At 56.5% G+C, this 16476-nt stretch carries 14 protein-coding genes and 1 pseudogene; 3 read left to right on the top strand and 12 right to left on the bottom strand.

Annotated elements, in window-relative coordinates; translation table 11 throughout:
• The 12 genes from yihG to pilB all read right to left on the bottom strand — a co-directional run bounded on the left by yihG (nucleotide 1) and on the right by pilB (nucleotide 14008).
• On the bottom strand, nucleotides 1-936 hold the full coding sequence (yihG, locus tag ACJO5Y_RS15285) for a 1-acylglycerol-3-phosphate O-acyltransferase, YihG family (RefSeq protein ID WP_406988386.1): 936 nt from the start codon (nucleotides 934-936) through the stop codon (nucleotides 1-3).
• Entirely contained in the window at nucleotides 936-1865 is a 930-nt protein-coding gene (locus ACJO5Y_RS15280) for a glucosaminidase domain-containing protein (protein WP_406988384.1), read from the bottom strand. The genes yihG and ACJO5Y_RS15280 overlap by 1 nt, the downstream gene beginning before the upstream one ends.
• A gap of 105 nt (nucleotides 1866-1970) precedes the next feature.
• Nucleotides 1971-4190 carry a hypothetical protein gene (locus ACJO5Y_RS15275; RefSeq protein ID WP_406988382.1) on the bottom strand — a complete coding sequence of 740 codons (2220 nt, stop codon included), beginning with the start codon at nucleotides 4188-4190 and terminating at the stop codon, nucleotides 1971-1973.
• 135 nt (nucleotides 4191-4325) lie between these two features.
• Nucleotides 4326-4886, bottom strand: coding sequence for a YfaZ family outer membrane protein (locus ACJO5Y_RS15270; RefSeq protein ID WP_406988381.1), 561 nt, complete (start codon nucleotides 4884-4886; stop codon nucleotides 4326-4328).
• 160 nt (nucleotides 4887-5046) lie between these two features.
• Nucleotides 5047-5235: a DNA gyrase inhibitor YacG gene (gene yacG / locus ACJO5Y_RS15265; protein ID WP_406988449.1), complete on the bottom strand. Its 189-nt coding sequence runs from the start codon at nucleotides 5233-5235 to the stop codon at nucleotides 5047-5049.
• Nucleotides 5236-5274: 39 nt separating this feature from the next.
• On the bottom strand, nucleotides 5275-7626 hold the full coding sequence (locus ACJO5Y_RS15260; protein WP_406988379.1) for a hybrid sensor histidine kinase/response regulator: 2352 nt from the start codon (nucleotides 7624-7626) through the stop codon (nucleotides 5275-5277).
• Nucleotides 7627-7711: 85 nt separating this feature from the next.
• Entirely contained in the window at nucleotides 7712-8443 is a 732-nt protein-coding gene (gene tsaA, locus ACJO5Y_RS15255; RefSeq protein WP_406988377.1) for a tRNA (N6-threonylcarbamoyladenosine(37)-N6)-methyltransferase TrmO, read from the bottom strand.
• Nucleotides 8440-9519: a hypothetical protein gene (locus ACJO5Y_RS15250; protein ID WP_406988376.1), complete on the bottom strand. Its 1080-nt coding sequence runs from the start codon at nucleotides 9517-9519 to the stop codon at nucleotides 8440-8442. Before ACJO5Y_RS15250 ends, tsaA begins: the two co-directional genes overlap by 4 nt.
• Nucleotides 9512-10111 (bottom strand): dephospho-CoA kinase, encoded by a 600-nt coding sequence (gene coaE, locus ACJO5Y_RS15245; RefSeq protein WP_406988374.1) that lies wholly within the window; start codon nucleotides 10109-10111, stop codon nucleotides 9512-9514. The genes ACJO5Y_RS15250 and coaE overlap by 8 nt, the downstream gene beginning before the upstream one ends.
• Complete coding sequence (locus ACJO5Y_RS15240; protein WP_406988373.1) at nucleotides 10111-10986, bottom strand: prepilin peptidase; 876 nt, start codon at nucleotides 10984-10986, stop codon at nucleotides 10111-10113. Before ACJO5Y_RS15240 ends, coaE begins: the two co-directional genes overlap by 1 nt.
• Before the next feature lie 86 nt (nucleotides 10987-11072).
• The gene (locus ACJO5Y_RS15235) at nucleotides 11073-12290 is read right to left on the bottom strand and encodes a type II secretion system F family protein (RefSeq protein ID WP_406988371.1); all 1218 of its coding nucleotides are present in this window, start codon (nucleotides 12288-12290) and stop codon (nucleotides 11073-11075) included.
• 2 nt (nucleotides 12291-12292) lie between these two features.
• Nucleotides 12293-14008 (bottom strand): type IV-A pilus assembly ATPase PilB, encoded by a 1716-nt coding sequence (gene pilB / locus ACJO5Y_RS15230; RefSeq protein ID WP_406988369.1) that lies wholly within the window; start codon nucleotides 14006-14008, stop codon nucleotides 12293-12295.
• A 412-nt stretch (nucleotides 14009-14420) separates the two neighbouring features.
• Between pilB and ACJO5Y_RS15225 the strand changes: the two are divergent.
• The 3 genes and pseudogenes from ACJO5Y_RS15225 to ACJO5Y_RS15215 all read left to right on the top strand — a co-directional run.
• Nucleotides 14421-14526 (top strand): annotated as a pseudogene (locus tag ACJO5Y_RS15225) (pilin); the annotation flags it as partial.
• 11 nt (nucleotides 14527-14537) lie between these two features.
• A complete protein-coding gene (locus tag ACJO5Y_RS15220; protein WP_406988448.1) occupies nucleotides 14538-14891 on the top strand; it encodes a pilin in 354 nt (117 codons plus the stop codon).
• A gap of 51 nt (nucleotides 14892-14942) precedes the next feature.
• Nucleotides 14943-16451, top strand: coding sequence for an O-antigen ligase family protein (locus ACJO5Y_RS15215; RefSeq protein WP_406988368.1), 1509 nt, complete (start codon nucleotides 14943-14945; stop codon nucleotides 16449-16451).
• The last annotated feature ends 25 nt before the right edge of the window (nucleotides 16452-16476 follow it).

Raw genomic sequence — 16476 nt, 5'->3', positions numbered from 1 at the left:
TTACGCTTCGCTAACCTGACCTACTTCTTTGCTGGGGTGCGGCGCTGGGGCTTTGAGGGCTTCTATGCGGGCGTCTTTCTCCGCCCAGATCTCGCTGATCCACCTCTGGAAATCCACCCGGGTTTCACGGCTACCCTCGTAGTCCATACCCAGGAAACGCTCAGGAATCTCCCGAACGCGAATGTCGATGATAATCCGGCGCGTGCGGCCGCAGAGGAAATCCCAGAACCCGGAGCGGCCATCGGGATAAACAATACTGACGTCCAGCATGGTATGAATCATCTCCCCCATAGCGCCCAGCACAAAGGCCGTGCCGCCCGCGCGGGGCTTCAGCAAATGCTTGTAGGGGGACTTCTGGGCCGCATGTTTGGCCGGGGTCAGGCGGGTGCCTTCCATGAAATTGAAAATGGTCACCGGCGTGTAGCGGAATTTCTCGCAGGCGGCCTGGGTGGCGGCGATATCCTTGCCTTTCAGCTCCGGACGTTTGGCGATCTGTTCCTTGGTATGGCGATGCATGAACGGGAAGTCCAGCGCCCACCAGGCGACGCCCAGCAGCGGTACCCAGATCAGCTCCTTTTTGAGGAAAAACTTAAGCAGGGGAATACGGCTATTCAGCACATACTGAATGGCCGGGATATCGGCCCAGCTCTGGTGATTGCAGGTCACGAAATACCAGTGTTCCCGGCTCAGGTTGTCCGCTCCCCGTACATCCCAGTCAATCCGGTGAAGCAGATCCAGGAAGCGGTTATTGAATCCGATCCAGATAAACGCAATGTTGTTCAGCGCCACGGTGCAAAGCTTTCGCACCGGCGTCAGCGGAATAATAAGCTTGACCAGTGAAACGACCATCAGCACCGGATACAGGATCAGGGTGTTGAGCAATATCAGCAGGGCCGCCAGGGTACCCTTGAGCGGCGCAGGCAAAAAATCGAGCATCAGTGGATGTCCCCGGAATCGTCATTGTCCCCGGCGCTGGGCAGGAGAGCACGTTCTTTGCTGGCAGAAGCCAGGGTTTGTAGCTTTTTGGTATTGCTGCCATCGACCGTAGCGGTGAAAGCCCTGTCGAAATACGCAAGGTTGTTGTACCGGATCATGTTACGAATCTCTTTTACATAATCCTCGCCCCGTTCTGAATAGCCAATCAGGCCTGCGGCCAGTGCTATCCCGGAAGCCAGCTTTCCGTTATCGCGCGCGGTCTGCCGCACGTCACGCAAGGCCTGGTAGGTCGGGTGACGGTTCAGATTCTGGATATACCCCCGGATGGACCGGTAGGGGGAGGCAAACCGGGCCACTTCGTGGGTGGCGCCTTCCACGCGTCCCCGGGGCACCAGGCCACAGCCTTTCGAGAAACACCACTGGCCGAACAGGTTATTGCCCCTGGTGGCAAAGCGCGAGGTGCCCCAGGCCGACTCGTTGGCCGCCTGCGCCAGGATGAGGGAAGGGGAGATAACGTCCAGGCGTTGGCGCAGCTGATTAAACAGCTCCGGGCTGGTAGGCTCTTCCTCAACCCGCAGGCGCTTCGCCTGGCCGGTCAGCCAGCTGCGTTCGGATTTGCTCAGTTCGTCTTTTTGCGCCAGGGCATCCAGGTAATCCCGTTCGATCAGAATGCGTGAATTGGCCAGCACAATCCGCGGATAGAGGAAGGAGAAAAACGCGGCTTTGCGTTCCGTGGTATCGCGGTAACTGGTGAAATCCGGCAGCTCATCGCCTGCCCAGGTGGGGAGTGGGGGCAAGGAAGACAAAACGAGATCCGATCCGCTGCCGTCACCAAACAGGCCGTCGGGATCCGGTGTGTGGATACTGCCCCAGAATGCGAAAACCACCAACGGGAAAACCAGCGAAATAGCCCGGATACCTACAGACATAAAACCTCTCGTTACAATCGATATGACTTGAATTATAACAGGTTATACGTGGCTGTATCCTGGCCGGGTTACCCATGTCGGGTTAGCGCTAGCGTAATCCGACAATCACTCTGGCAGTCGCGTTGCAATCAACAGCCCCAGGTGCTGCTCACCGCCTTCTGTGTTTTGCAATTGCAAAAAAATCTGGTCCTGGCCAGCCGTCACGAAACCGGTCAAGGTCAGATCCCCCGCCACGAAAGCCACCTCACCGTTGGCGCCCTGGGAGTAAGCCAGAGACAACTCGCCGCCGTCGAGAGGTGCAGGCCCGGAGACACTCTCCGCATCCACCGAATGCACGACATCAAGGGTGCGTCTGTCCAGCGTCGCCTGAGTGTTCGAATCGAGGGTCAACACCGCGTTGTCGAAATGGCGCAGGCGGTTCTCACTCTCCGCCAGGCCCATGGCGAATCCCTGCAGGCGGTAGCGACCGCTCTGGGGAAACGTGGTGGTCTGCTCGGCGGCGAGGAGCAGGCCGTCACCGGTGTCGGCGTTGTCCAGGTTGAACGCCAGCAGGGAGCCGTCAGGGGTGCTGGCGCCAATGCCCAGATCCGGCGTGGCAAATTGCCCGGACGGATTGCTGATATCCAGATTGAGGCGGCCAATCTCCCGGTCACCCACACTGAGTCGCGAGGGGCGGGAACTGATCGTCCAGCTGGCGTCCCGGTTGCCCGCCACAGGCCCGGTGACGGCGCCGGAACCGCCGTCTCGACCGATGGACGTGGTGGCCATCACCTGAGCGATATCCTCCCCGCTGATGGTCCAGTCACCCACCCCGGACTCAATTGCCAGCGGCTCGGCGCCATCCGCAAACCGGGTTGCCAGGAAGACCACGTTGTATTGACGGCCATTGAGCTCACTCAGGCTGAAGCCTTCCTCCCGCAACAGGTTCATTTCCAGTACGGACAGGTAGTGGTCTTCCTGCACCGACTTGCGTTGCAAGGTGTCTGCGGTCGCTTCCAGTTCGATGGCCTTGCCGGCGCTGAAATACCCGGCCAGCATACGATCAGGCGCTTCGCTGGCCTCTTCTGTGGTGCTGACAAAACCATCCAGAAAGTAGGGATTGCGCGTCCAGCCGAGGATTTGGGAACTGCCACGGCCTGTCACACTCTGGTAAAGCGCCCGGCCGGCAAGCAGCCGGGTGTCTTCGAGCAGCGTGGCGGCGCCCGGCGAGGATGCGTGGGTATTGAGATCCCAGTGGTCCGCTCCCCGAGGATAAAACCCGTTGCCTGCCTGATGAATCAGGGCTTCACGGTCGTAGGGCACATCCGAGGCCAGGGAAGTAACGCGAATATTGAACGCGTCAAAGCTGGTCAGGGTCAGGGCCGGGTAGACGTAGCCGGTGCCGCCGTTGCTGTCGGTCACACTCTCTTCCTGGGCGGTACGTACCCCCCATTGTCCGGAACCGGCCAGGCTGGACTCGCGGAAGGTCTGCCCCAGTTCAATCCCGAGGAACACGGTGTTGTAGTCTGCGGAGCTGGCGCTGATCTTGCCAGAGGACTCTTCGTCCAGAAGCGCGTAGCGGGCCATCTCCTCCACATAACGGGCGAAGTCGCCCCGGTTGTCGAGGTGATCGAGCGCGTCTCCAAGATCGGCCTGATCGGGAATATCGATCTCGAAATCGTGAACCTGGTCCGCCAGGGTGGACCACACATACTTGTTCAGACACAGCTCACCAGAGGCATCGTTGACACAATCCATGATCTGACTGAACTGGCCCGGGGAATACCCACTGATGGTGTTGCTGACCAGGTACTCAGAGAAGGGGTTGATCTTTACATCGCGGTCCGCATCCGCCGCCAAGGCGCGCATCCGGATGTTGCCATAGACTGCCTCAATCACCACATCGGGCCCCAGGGGCAGGCCATTGCTGAAGGCGATGACTTCCCGGCCACTGTCTTCGGTCCGGCGGCTGACGTCAACAGAGCCGAGGTTGCGCAGGCTCTGGTCGGTGCGGTAGACGTCGACCCGGTCCGGGGCCACGATCCGCAGGTTGCGGCGGGTCAGTTCCCCATCGGGCGCCACGGCCGCCGGCACTTCCAGGGTGACCCGGACCTCGTTGGCCTCCAGACCGGTCGAGTTGTTGGAATCGCCGGTGCTGCCCGGGTTGAAGTCATTCTGGGGGTTCTTCGCCGGAGGAAAGCTGTTACCCCGGGAACCCGCTTCATCAACGGCGCTGTCGCCGCCGCAACCGGCCACTACAACGGCCACCGCCAGTGACAGGCAGGGGAGCAGGCGTGGTTTGCCGGAACGGGGAAAGGATGCGGGTAAACGTGTGCTGAGTGCCATGCCTGGGACAATCCATTATCGGAACATGAGCCGGCAGTCTAGCAAGAGCGGTGAACGCAAAGAGTGAGGCAGGGCACGAAACGAAAACGGGCGCCCCGAAGGGCGCCCGCTATCAGACTCAGGTGCCAGGCAGGATCAGAAGAAGATCTTCATACCGGCCATGACGCCCTCGTCCAGGTTGATGTCGCCGCGCAGGGGCGCATCCAGGTCGGTGTTCAGGTAGCGATAGCCGGCGAACACCTCGGCGTTACGGATAACCCGGTAGCTGCCGCGCAGCTCAAAGCTGGTCATGTCCTCGGAATCACCGAAAGACAGGATGCTCGGCGCGTAGTGCAGGCCACCGGTCACCGACAGGCCCGGTACTTCGGGGATGTTGACCGTGGCAAAGCCGCCAAGGCCGACCGCGCCGCCGTCGACGTGGTCGTCATCCCAGCCGATGGCACGCAGGCCGATACCAGCGGTGGTCGGCAGGTTGCCCAGAGCGGTCTGGCCCTGAGCGTGGAAATCCACGTTACCGATGTGGCGACCACCTTCGTGGTAGGTGTAACCGGTACCCAGTTGCAGATCGGACGTGTTGCCGAAGAAGTTCACCTGGCCCTTGACGGAATCGTTGGTCAGGCTCAGGTCCAGATCAGATGCCAGAGCAGGAGCCGCGGCCAGTGACAGAGCAAGAACGGAAATACGGGTTGCTTTCATTCTTCTACCTTTCATGGGTCAATGAACGGAGTCCGGTACCGGAACCAGCCGGCGCCGACGATTGTTCAGATGAGCGCATGGTAACGGGACGCTGCGGGCGGCTCAACTTAAAACGGGGTAAGGGCCTGTTAATACGGGATTATGGGCCTGCAACCCGGCGTCAGTGCCGGGTATTTTCGTCCAGTTGATCCAGATCCTCGGGCGAAACATTCTGTGCCGGAACCCGGTATTCCTCATTGGCCCAGGCGCCCAGGTCAATCAGCTTGCAGCGTTCACAGCAGAAGGGGCGAAACGGATTGCTCTCACTCCATTCGACGGATTTTTTGCAGTTGGGGCATTCTACTTTCATCATTTTAGAGAGAAACCTACGGTGTCGTCAGCCGGTGAATCAGGAAGGCGCGGATGCCTTACAGTATTGTTCCAGTACTGCACGCAACATTTCAATATTGACAGGCTTGGCAACAAAGGAATCCATCCCGGCTTCGCGGCACCGCTCTTCGTCTTTTTCCATGGCGCTGGCGGTCAGGGCGACCACGGGCACCCGGTCGCGGCCGTTGTCGATCTCCCACTGGCGCAGACGCCGGGTGGCCTCAAACCCGTCCACGCGGGGCATGATGCAGTCCATGAACACCAGGTCAAACGGGTGCCATTGCCAGAGTGTGGCGGCAACCTCGCCGTCATTGGCGGTCATTACATCGCACCCCAGCTTTTCCAGCAGGCGGCGGGTCAGGGTGCGGTTGACGGGGTTGTCCTCTACCAGCAGCACTTTCATGCGACTACAGGGCAATTCCCTGCGGCGGGAAGTGTCACTGACGGTCTGGAGCGAGAACCGGGTAAGGAAGCGGCGCTCGCCCGCGGCGCGGTCGGCAAACAGCTGGTGAAGAATCGCAGTCAGGCAGGATTCCCGCAGGGACTTGCTGAGAAATGCATCGGCCCCGGCCTGGCGGAAATGCTCGGCATCCCCCCGCTGCGGGTTGGAAGACAGCAACAACAGGCGGGTGTCGCTCCAATGCGGGTTGCTGCGAATCTGCCGGCACAGCAGGTCACTGTCCATATCCGGCACAAAGCCGTCCAGCACAATGGCGTCATAGGGCTGCTGGTTGTCCGCCGCCAGCCGGACCGAGGTCAGGGCCTCGCCCGCCGACTTCACCGCTTCGATATGCAGTTCATGGCGTGACAGCATCTCCAGGGTAATCTTGCGGGACAGTTCGTAGGAATCCACCACCAGAATCCGCCGGCCCTGAATCATCCGGGTGTCCGGGCGGATGCGGGTCGCGCTCTCCGGCGCTACCGGCAGTGACAGTTCCGCCCAGAAAGTGGTGCCTTCCCCGGGGCGGCTTTCCACTTCCAGGTTCCCATCCATCAGCCGGACCAGTTGGCGGCAGATGGTCAGCCCCAGGCCGGCCCCGGGAAGCTGGCGCTGGAAACTCTGGCCCAGTTGGACATAGGGTTCGTACACCAGCGGGATGTCCTCGGGGTTGATACCGACCCCGGTATCTTCCACGGCCAGGCGCAGGCGCACCACATTGTCCTTGCGACCAAGCACTTCCACGCTGATCAGCACGTGGCCGGAATCGGTGAATTTTATACCGTTGGAAGTCAGGTTCAGCAGAATCTGCCGTACCCGGACCGGGTCACCGCGCAACGCCCAGGGTAGGTTTTCGTCCACCCTCAGTTCCAGTGCAAGACCTTTCTCGCGGGCGCGGGTGCCAAGCATGTGCACCAGATCGTTCAGGGTTTCCCGCATATCAAACGGCAAATCTTCCAGCACCAGCTTGCCGGCTTCCATGCTGGAGATATCGAGCAGGTCATTGATGATCGACGACAGGCTCTCGGAGGCGCTCAACAGGGTCTGGACGTACTCCTGCTGTTCCTGGTCCAGCGGTGTGTCGGTCAGCAGGTTGGCGTAGCCCAGTACCGACTGCAGCGGAATGCGCAATTCATGGCTGACGTTGGCCAGGAACTGGTTCTTGGCGTGGTTGGCGCGAACGGCCTCGTCCCGTTCTCCCTGGGATTGCAGGGTGGTCTGTCTCAGTGAACGGGTATCTTCCAGCAACTGCAGCCGCATCTTGTTCAGCGCCTGCTCAACCTCACTGAGTTCATCCGGATGTTTGGGGGGCTTGCGGCGCAGGCGCAGCGGTTCGATCAGGGCATCCAGATTCAGACGCGTGGCGTAGTCTGCCATGGTTTCCAGATGGCGGGACAGCATCATCCTGACGATCAGCAACAGCCCCAGGGTGCCCAGCAACACAATCAGCGACTGGAACCCGAGGGTAACCAGCGCCCGGTCCACCAGTTCGTTGTGTACCTGTTCTGCGGACGAGGTAATCGTCAACGTACCCAGGTTCTGGGTGCCACGGAATGATGAACGATTGAAAATCAGCGGGAAGGACTGGGAGATCACCCGGCCCTCGGGGTAGGTGCCGGTACTGAACTCCTCACCGCTGGAGGTGACCACGCGGGCGTGCTGAATCACCGGCATGGCGCGCATGTCATCCAGGCTGTTGGCAACCTCGCTGAAATTCATCAGCCAGATATTGTTGCTCATACTGCCGGAAATCAGCTCGGCTGCCTTTTCCTGGGTGCTGCGCAGTTCATCGGTACGGCGTTCATACTCACCGATCATCTGCAGCCCGGTAGCTGCCAGGGACAGTACCAGGCTGAACAGCAGCACATACACCAGCAGCCTCGCCGCCAGTGGCCGTACACCTATTCGTTTGAATAACCGGATCAAGGGCAAGGCACGTATTCCCTGTGACTAATGAACTGGCGATCCCTTCTTGTATAAAGTTATAAACCGGGAACCGCTTTCAACTGATGCGAGTTTAACAGACAGTCAGCACTTCGACACGTTCCCCGCACGGATCATGGATAAACCGGAAGCGCACATTCAGATCATACAGGTGAGCGCCATATATCCTGTCTTCCTCACGCCCACGTCGGAACGATGGCCGGGGGTCGTAACTCACCACATCCTCAATCAGACGCCGGAGATCGCGATAGGGTTCCGTGGGCAGTGCCGTCAGTTGCGCTTCCGCCTCGTCCAGGAACACCACCGGCAGGCGCTCCGTGGGTGGCGAATCCGCCCAGCCCAGGGTCGCGTCGGGTATCGAATCCGCAAAGGGCAGGTAGGGTTTGATGTCCAGGATCGGCGTGCCTTCAATCAAATCATGATCGCTGATTTGCAGGATCAGCTGGCCATTTTCCCGTCGCAGCCCTTCGTTGCGCACGACCGACAGCCCCAGACTGTTGGGGCGGAACGGCGAGCGGCTGGCGAATACGCCCATCTTACGGTTTCCCCCAAGGCGGGGAGGGCGCACCACCGGCCGCCACTCCTCCCGCACCGCCTCATGGAACTGGAAGGTCAGCCACAGGTGGCTTGCGGTTTCCAGACCCCGGAACGCGTCTTCCCGGTCGAAGGGCGGGGCAATCACCAGATCGGCGTGAGCATGGCGAGTCAGCCCCGGCTGGCGGGGCACCCCGAATTTGTCCCGGAAGCAGGAACGGGCGTGGGCGATGGGCGTTAACGTCAATGCGTCTTCAGGTGTGTAGGTCATGATCGGTCAATGGTACCGGAGAAATACAGTTCGATCCGCAACACCAGGGAACCCCGGTCCTTGAAACTCTCGTCCCGGGGGAACTCCAGCGCGGGAATGATCTCGCCGTACAGCCAGTCACTGTGCAGCCGGTGGCGATAGGTCAGATCCGCGAAAATCGAGGTTTGTCGCCAGTTTGGTTGGCTTTCGCCCAGAATGCCCAGGCGTGGGCTTAGGGTAGCGCGGTTGTTCAGGCGTTTGTGGAAGTTAAAGGTTTGTGCCATCTCGAACTTACGCTCTTCATGCACCCATTCCATCTCACTGGCGGACAGGAATTTCCAGCCGTTGCCCAGATTTCGTCCGGCCCCGAAGGAGGTCCGTGTGCCCCAGCCGTCCTGGTGGAAATAGTACAGCCGCTGTTCCGCTTTCAGGCGCCAGTTGTCATCCAGCTGCCAGCGCTTGTCGGCCGTTACCCGCCAGAACGCATCGGTGGGGAAGCGCAGGCGCACACCCACATCGTTACTCAGGTTGATCGCATCGCCGACTTCCGACAGGTAACGCAGGGCGCCGGTCGCCTCGGTTTCCGAGCGTTCTTCCTCGGTCAGTTGGCGGTTGCGACGCCGTTCGGCGAGGGGAATAAGTTCATCGCTTTCACTCTCGATGACCAGCCGCAGTTTTTCCTCCACAGTGGGAATATCCAGGCGAAATCGCGCTTCCGGGTCCAACTGGGCGGGATCCCCGTATTCGGACTCGGTCGCAAAACCCAGCCGCAGGTAGCTCTGATTGTTGGGCATGCCGGTGGCCGCGCCGGAGAACGTGCGGTCCGCCCACTCGCCCAGGGCCTGTACGCGGGAACCCTGGGTGCGCTCCTGGCGCAATACCCAGTTGCTGAAACGCAGCCAATAGGAATCCCTGGGTTCGAGCCAGTAGTCATCGGGGGAAAAATCATAGAAATCCGGCGGCAGCGATTCGGGGGAGAGCACATCGTGAATGTCCGGCTCCCGGACAATGAAAACAGGGTCAGCGGCATGGGCCGCCGTAGCCGCCAGGAGTCCACCACAGACCAATGCCGGTACTGCCAGACGGTTGTTACCCAAAGGCCACCATAAACTTCTTGTGCAGCTCACTGACCTGGCGTTCCACGTCACTCAACATCGTATTATTATCGACCACTTCATCGGCTTTTTGCAGGCGTTTTTCGCGGGGCATCTGGGCGGCAATGATACGCTCAACCTGCGCCTGATCATTGTCATCACGGGCCATGGTACGGGCCAGTTGGACCTCCACCGGCACATCCACCACCACCACCTTTTCCGCCAACTGGTGTTGGTCGGTCTCCAGCAGAAGCGGAGACACCAGCAACACATAGGGCAGGGCATAGTCCGCCGGGTGCAGCTGGCGCATCAGCTCTTCGCGGATCACGGGGTGCAGTAACCCCTCAAGCCAGGCCCGCTCATCCGGGTGTTCAAACACAATCGTGCGCAACCGGGCGCGGTCCAGCGAACCGTCCGCCTGCAGAATCTCCGTGCCAAAATGCTCAGCAATCCGGGCCAGTGCCGGCGTGCCCGGCTCCACCACTTCACGGGCGACATCATCCGCATCCACCCAATGCACCCCCAGCGCCCCAAACATCCGCGCCACGGTAGATTTGCCAGAGCCAATGCCCCCGGTTAACCCGATAACCGCCATCAGACCCCCAAAAAACCAAACCACCAACTCTGAATTTCCGCACCAAACCACAAACAAAGCAACCCGGCCGCCGCCAAATACGGCCCAAATGGAATCGGCACCTCACGCCCCTGCTTGCGGAATACGATCAAACAAATCCCCACAACGGCCCCGACCACGGACGACAACAAAATCACCGCCGGCAACAACTGCCAGCCCAGCCAGGCCCCCAGGGCGGCCAGCAACTTGAAATCCCCATGACCCATGCCTTCCTTGCCAGTCACCAGCTTGAACAGCCAATACACCGACCACAGCGACAAGTAACCTGCCACCGCACCCCAGAATGCACTGTGAAAATCCGTCAGCACTCCGAAATAGTTCAACACCAGCCCCAGCCACATCAGTGGCAACGTCATGCTGTCCGGCAGCAGTTGGGTATCAAAATCAATCACCGTCAGAGCGACCAGCGTCCACACCAGCAGCAGCGCCCAGAGCGAGGATTCCGTTGGCCCCAGAATGGCAACGGTCACCACCGAGAAAATCGCCGTCAGCGCCTCGATGATCGGGTAACGGGGCGAAATACGCGCCTTGCAGGAGGAGCACTTACCGCCCAGCACCAGATAACTGACCACCGGGATATTCTCCCAGGCGCGGATTTTGTGATCGCAGGAGGGGCAGGTGGACGCGGGGGAGGCGAGAGTAATGGGCGTTTCAGGCTTGCGCTGCCCCTCCGGCAGCTCCAGGAATTCCTCACACTGGCAACGCCAGTCCTGATGCATCATCTTCGGCAGACGAAGAATTACCACGTTCAGGAAACTGCCAATACACAGGGAAAAAAGAACCACCGACAAATACAGCAGCCACGGCGTGGCCAGCAGAGATTCAAGAATAAGCATGAAATATCCGAAAACCAGGAGCGGAAAGAAACGTAGGTCGGATTAGGCGAAGCCGTAATCCGACACAACAAGCTGATTTATGACGCTTATACCACCTGACCCATCTGGAAGATCGGCAGGTACATACCAATGATCAGACCGCCAACCAGAACACCCAGAACTGCCATAATCATCGGTTCCATCAGGGCAGTCAGGTTGTCGACCATATCATCAACCACTCCCTCGTAGTGGTCTGCGACCTTTTCCAGCATTTCGTCCAGGTTACCGGACTCTTCGCCGATGGCGGTGAGCTGTACGGCCATGACCGGGAAAACGTCGGTTTGCTTCATCGCCGCCTGCAATTGCGTGCCGCTGGAAACCTCATCTTTTATCTTGCTGACAGCGTCTCGGTATATGGCATTACCCGTCGCACCGGATACCGATTCGAGCGCATCAACTAGAGGCACGCCCGCAGCGAAGGTGGTCGAAAGTACTCGGCCAAATTTGGCCACTGCGGATTTATCGAGAATCTCCCCAACTACTGGCAGCTTGAGCAGATATTTATCAACCAGATCCGAGAATTTCTGCGATCGTCGTATGGCCTCCTTGAACAGGAAGATGAAACCAACAATTCCCAGGAGCACGATGAACCACCATTGCTGCATCCATTCCGAGATACTGATGATGAACTGTGTGAATGCTGGAAGATCCGCTCCAAAACCCTGGAATAGGCTTTCAAATTGGGGGACCACTTTAACAAGAAGGATGGCGGTAACTACGATGGCAACGACGATAACCGCAATCGGGTAGGTCATTGCCTTTTTGACTTTCTTCTTCAGCGTTTCGGTTTTCTCAAGATACGTCGCGATGCGATCAAGCATCTGCTCAAGTGCACCGGCTTTCTCACCAGAATCCACAAGGTTGCAGTAAAGATCATCGAAATGCTTGGGGTGCCTGCGTAGAGCACCGGCAAAGCTGGTACCCGAGGCAACGTCATTCCGAATAGCGCCAACAAGTTCCTTTAGTCCCTGGTTTTCCAGCCCGTCCGTCACAATGTCGAAACTCTGTACCAGTGGAACCCCTGCCTTCATCATCGTCGCCATCTGACGGGTGAACATGGCGATATCGAACGGCGTGATTTTCTTGCTGCCGCCGAACAGGGGCTTGGGCTTTTTCTTGACCTTGTCCGGGTTGATGCCCTGCTTACGCAACTGGGCTTTCACCAGAGCCAGATTGGAACCGGACACTTCCCCTTTGGTTTTATTGCCTTTGCGGTCTTTACCTTCCCAGACAAATGCCTGAAGCTTTTGCGCTTTTTCTGCCATGGTTAATCCTTCGTCACGCGGTTGGCTTCCTCAAGGCTGGTCACACCCTCAATCACTTTCTTAAGGGCGGACTGGCGAAGATTCTGGAAGCCTTCGGCCTGAGCCTGCTTTGCAATTTTAATGGAGCTGGCCTCTTCCATAATCATGTTCGCCAACTCGTCGGTAATCTTGACCACCTCGTAAATACCGACGCGGCCTTTATATCCACCATTGCATTTATCACAGCCCTTGGGGCGGTACAACGTGAAGCCTGTATCAATTTGTTCCTGTGTGAACCCTTCGGCCAAAAGCACATCGTGGGGAATATCTGCGGGCTTTTTGCAGCTGTTACATAGCCTCCGGCCCAGTCGCTGGGCAATGATCAGGCTAACGGAGGTGGCGATGTTGAAAGCGGGCACGCCCATGTTCATCATCCGGGTCAGCGTTTCCGCCGCGCTGTTGGTGTGCAGGGTGGAAAGTACCAGGTGCCCTGTCTGGGCGGCCTTGATGGCAATATTGGCCGTTTCCAGATCCCGGATCTCACCCACCATGATCACGTCCGGATCCTGGCGAAGGAAAGCCCGCAGGGCTTCGGCAAACCCAAGGCCGACCCTGGTATTCACGTTCACCTGGTTAATGCCTTCCAGGTTGATCTCGGCCGGGTCTTCCGCTGTGGAGATGTTCAGTTCCGGCGTATTCAGGATGTTCAGGCCTGTGTATAGGGAAACAGTTTTGCCCGAACCCGTGGGGCCGGTCACCAGAATCATGCCCTGTGGTTGCTGCAGGGCATCCATGTACAGTTTCTTCTGGTCTTCTTCATACCCCAGCACGTCGATGCCCAGCTTGGCCTGGCTGGGGTCCAGGATCCGGAGTACGATCTTCTCGCCCCACAGGGTTGGCAGGGTGTTCACCCGGAAATCGATAGCTTTGGTCTTGGACAGCTTCATCTTGATTCGGCCATCCTGGGGAACCCGCCGCTCGGAAATATCCAACTGCGCCATGATTTTTACCCGGGCCGAGATCTTGGGGGCCAGCTTGATCGAGGGGCGGGACATCTCCTTCAGAATGCCGTCTGTCCGGTAGCGTACCCGGTACACCTTTTCATAGGGCTCAAAGTGGACGTCCGATGCGCCGCCTCGAATGGCGTCGAGAAGCATCTTGTTCACATACTTTACGATAGGGGCGTCATCAACTTCGCTGGCACTAACCGCCCCATCGTCGTCCTTCTCTCCGCCTTCAGTCTCCACGCCTTCCAGGTCGGCGTCCTCAAGATCTCCCATGGTAGAGTCCTGAGATTCCAGGTACTTGTCGATGGCGTCATGAAGTTTTGCGTCATCAACCAGTATGGCGTCCGTGCTGAGGCCGGTGTTGAACTTGATCTCATCCAGCGCCTGGATGTTGGTGGGGTCTGATACTGCAATAAACAAACGATTTCCGCGCTTGTACAAGGGTAGCGCGTTGTGTTTCCGAATCAGCTTCTCATCAACTACCTTTTCCGGAAACATCTCTGGAAGGAAGGAGCTGAGGTCCAGAACGGATACGCCAAATTCCATGGCCGCTGAAAAGGCCAGCCCGCTACTGTCTGCTAATTTATTCTGAACGAGATAAGTGATTAGCGGAATGCGGTTCTGGGAGGCCTGGATAAAAGCATCCTTCGCGGTTGCCTCATCAAGTAGCCCGTCCTCCACAAAGCGACGTGCAAGGCCGGTAAGCGTTACGTTGGATTTGTTGGTAGCCATAAAGGGTATAAAGAGTGCTGCCTAAGTTGCTGAAACTCTGCCAAGAGCGAATGAACAAGAGTTTAGATGTCCAGGCATGGTTTGGAAAGTCACGAACTGTAAAGCATGATCCAGCTCAAGAATGGGCGAGTTTGGAAGAGTGGCGAAGTCGAGCGGGTGGGTGACCAAAATTGTCACACACTGACGCTGGTTGACATTATTTCACATTCGTATCCTGTGTGATCTAGTTCACATGGACCCCGCATCGCGCTGTTATCAGGGCATTTATTAACTTAATCAGGATGTTGGCATGCCCCCTGCTTACAAACTTCTCAGGCTCAAACCGGTTGCGGGGCACAGCTCCACCGGCCCCGGAGCCATTCCGAGTTCAAAAACCGACTAACACAGAGGTTTAATAATGAAGAACATGCAGATGAACCAAGCGCAAAAGGGTTTCACGCTGATAGAACTGATGATCGTTGTGGCGATCATTGGTATTTTGGCTGCAGTAGCAATCCCTGCATACCAGGATTACACCACTCGTGCCCGTATGGCTGAGCCTGTCTCCCTGATGTCAGCTGCCAAGCTGGATATCTACGAGCGAATGGTCTCTGAGGGCTCTTGGCCCGACGACGGAGATGGTGATGCTATTGCTGCTAAAGTGCAGGCCAACTCCGATCTGGTTTCAGGATCTGATTACACTGCCGGTTCGACTACCTCAGATGCAAGCCTGGTAGAATTGACTCTGAACAACACTGGTGATGCCACGAATCTTGATGGTAAAAAGCTGAAGTTTACGCTGACCCCTTCTGCTAACGGGCTTAATGTTACTTGTTGGACTGATATCGATAGTGCCTATTACAACCGCATTCCTAACGAATGTCGTAATGCCACTTCTACCTAAGGCTAGTTGAGTACAATCCTCCCGGTCCTGAAAAGTTCCGGGAGGTTTGGCATGATAATGACTGAAAATTTTCGACTTAGAAGTTTGTTTATCTTTCTCGGTGTAGCGCTCGTCAGCGCTTTCATGCTTGGAATTATTGTCGGAAGTGCACATCTTGCATACGATCTAAATCGCTTTGTCTTAATCGCCGTTCTAACCATTGTCGTTGCGATAGAGTTGCCAAGGATAAAGGTATCTTCTATCTGTAATGATAAAGTTACATGGTTTGGGATATCGATTTTTCTTTTTTCGGCTGTTGTTTCTGATATCCTCTCTGACTCCTCATTATTCCAGCTGTCGAATATTTTTCTCTTTTCCTTTTTCTGGTTTTTTGTAATTGGCGGGGCGATATTTGAGAGCTTTGGTCAAGGAGTTGTTTTTGCAAGGCGACTCATATGCCTTGTTGTTGCATTATTCTCAATAATCTGCCTGTTGGTTCTTGTGTTTTGGGTGATATCCAAAGGTAAGCTGGCATTAACGTATGCTGTCCTCAATGCTGGCTATGTAAACATAAATTTTTTCGGGCAAATTGCAACATGGATCATCCCTTTATATTGCGTTTCTATAATAGAAGGTTTTGATCGTGGTTTTAGGGGAGTCGCGCTCTTTCTTTTTGTGTTGCTAATTTTGTTATGGATTTTTGTTCTATCTTTATCTGTCAGGGGGACGCTTCTATCCGTTGTTCTCGCGGGGTTGGCGGTTCCTCTATTTTTCAGAGCTGAATCCCGGAGGTTTTTGAAGGTTTTTTTCGGAGCTCTACTGATTGCAATAGTGATTTGGTTCTTTTATGAATCGATGAATTCGGGGATTGAAAGTCAAAAAGTGCAGTTAGTTCAATTGAATCCTATTGGGCGTTTGATGTTGTGGAAAGAGGCGATGCTGATGAGCCTTGTTAACTTTCCTTTTGGTATGGGGTCAGAGTCCTGGGTCACGCATTCGGAGCTATCTGATGGATTTTACCGGCCTCGAGCCCAAGGTCACCCTCATAATATGTATCTTCTATGGGCAGCGGAGTACGGCTGGTTGGCGGTTATTGGGGTGCTAGTAATAGTCGCCGGTTTTTTCAAGAAGATTTTGCTCTATAAAAAGTTAGAAAGTCTGGGTTCAAGCAAGAATTTAGGTAGTAATGAAGTGTTGGTTGGACTTGTCGCATCCAGTTTCGCAGGTATGGTGCATGCAGGTGTTTCGGGGGTTCTGTTGGTTCCCTCGTCAATGATTTTAGGTGGTATTGTGCTTGCGTTGACACATGGGATCTTATTCTCCGCTGTTAACAAGGAAGTGGAAACTCTATTAACCTCTGGTTGGTGGAAATTTTTTCAATTCGTGATTGGTCTGAGTTGTGGTGTGATAGCGTTGCTGTTCATCATAAATGCATCAAAATATTATTCGTCTATGTCATTGGATGAACAGCGTTACTTCGGAAACGGGGAGGCAGTATATTTCCCAAGGTTCTGGGTTCACGGGAATGCTGTGGACGTGCGGGGCTCATACCAAATTGTAGAGTCAGAACAAATAAATTGAGTTATTTTAAAAGAGGCGCTTCGCG

This window comes from Marinobacter alkalisoli (assembly GCF_045449855.1).
Taxonomy (GTDB): Bacteria; Pseudomonadota; Gammaproteobacteria; order Pseudomonadales; family Oleiphilaceae; genus Marinobacter.
The sequence above is the reverse complement of the archived record's forward strand: the minus strand, read 5'-3'. Positions and strand labels throughout refer to the sequence as shown.

Excerpts from the sequence above, each read along its gene's own strand:
- ACJO5Y_RS15280 (WP_406988384.1), bottom strand. The coding sequence starts at position 1,865 with ATGTCTGTAGGTATCCGGGCTATTTCGCTGGTTTTCCCGTTGGTGGTT.
- yacG (WP_406988449.1), bottom strand. The coding sequence starts at position 5,235 with ATGAAAGTAGAATGCCCCAACTGCAAAAAATCCGTCGAATGGAGTGAG.
- ACJO5Y_RS15235 (WP_406988371.1), bottom strand. The coding sequence starts at position 12,290 with ATGGCAGAAAAAGCGCAAAAGCTTCAGGCATTTGTCTGGGAAGGTAAA.
- coaE (WP_406988374.1), bottom strand. The coding sequence starts at position 10,111 with ATGGCGGTTATCGGGTTAACCGGGGGCATTGGCTCTGGCAAATCTACC.
- ACJO5Y_RS15215 (WP_406988368.1), top strand. The coding sequence starts at position 14,943 with ATGATAATGACTGAAAATTTTCGACTTAGAAGTTTGTTTATCTTTCTC.
- ACJO5Y_RS15275 (WP_406988382.1), bottom strand. The coding sequence starts at position 4,190 with ATGGCACTCAGCACACGTTTACCCGCATCCTTTCCCCGTTCCGGCAAA.
- ACJO5Y_RS15220 (WP_406988448.1), top strand. The coding sequence starts at position 14,538 with ATGGCTGAGCCTGTCTCCCTGATGTCAGCTGCCAAGCTGGATATCTAC.
- yihG (WP_406988386.1), bottom strand. The coding sequence starts at position 936 with ATGCTCGATTTTTTGCCTGCGCCGCTCAAGGGTACCCTGGCGGCCCTG.
- ACJO5Y_RS15270 (WP_406988381.1), bottom strand. The coding sequence starts at position 4,886 with ATGAAAGCAACCCGTATTTCCGTTCTTGCTCTGTCACTGGCCGCGGCT.
- tsaA (WP_406988377.1), bottom strand. The coding sequence starts at position 8,443 with ATGACCTACACACCTGAAGACGCATTGACGTTAACGCCCATCGCCCAC.
- pilB (WP_406988369.1), bottom strand. The coding sequence starts at position 14,008 with ATGGCTACCAACAAATCCAACGTAACGCTTACCGGCCTTGCACGTCGC.
- ACJO5Y_RS15240 (WP_406988373.1), bottom strand. The coding sequence starts at position 10,986 with ATGCTTATTCTTGAATCTCTGCTGGCCACGCCGTGGCTGCTGTATTTG.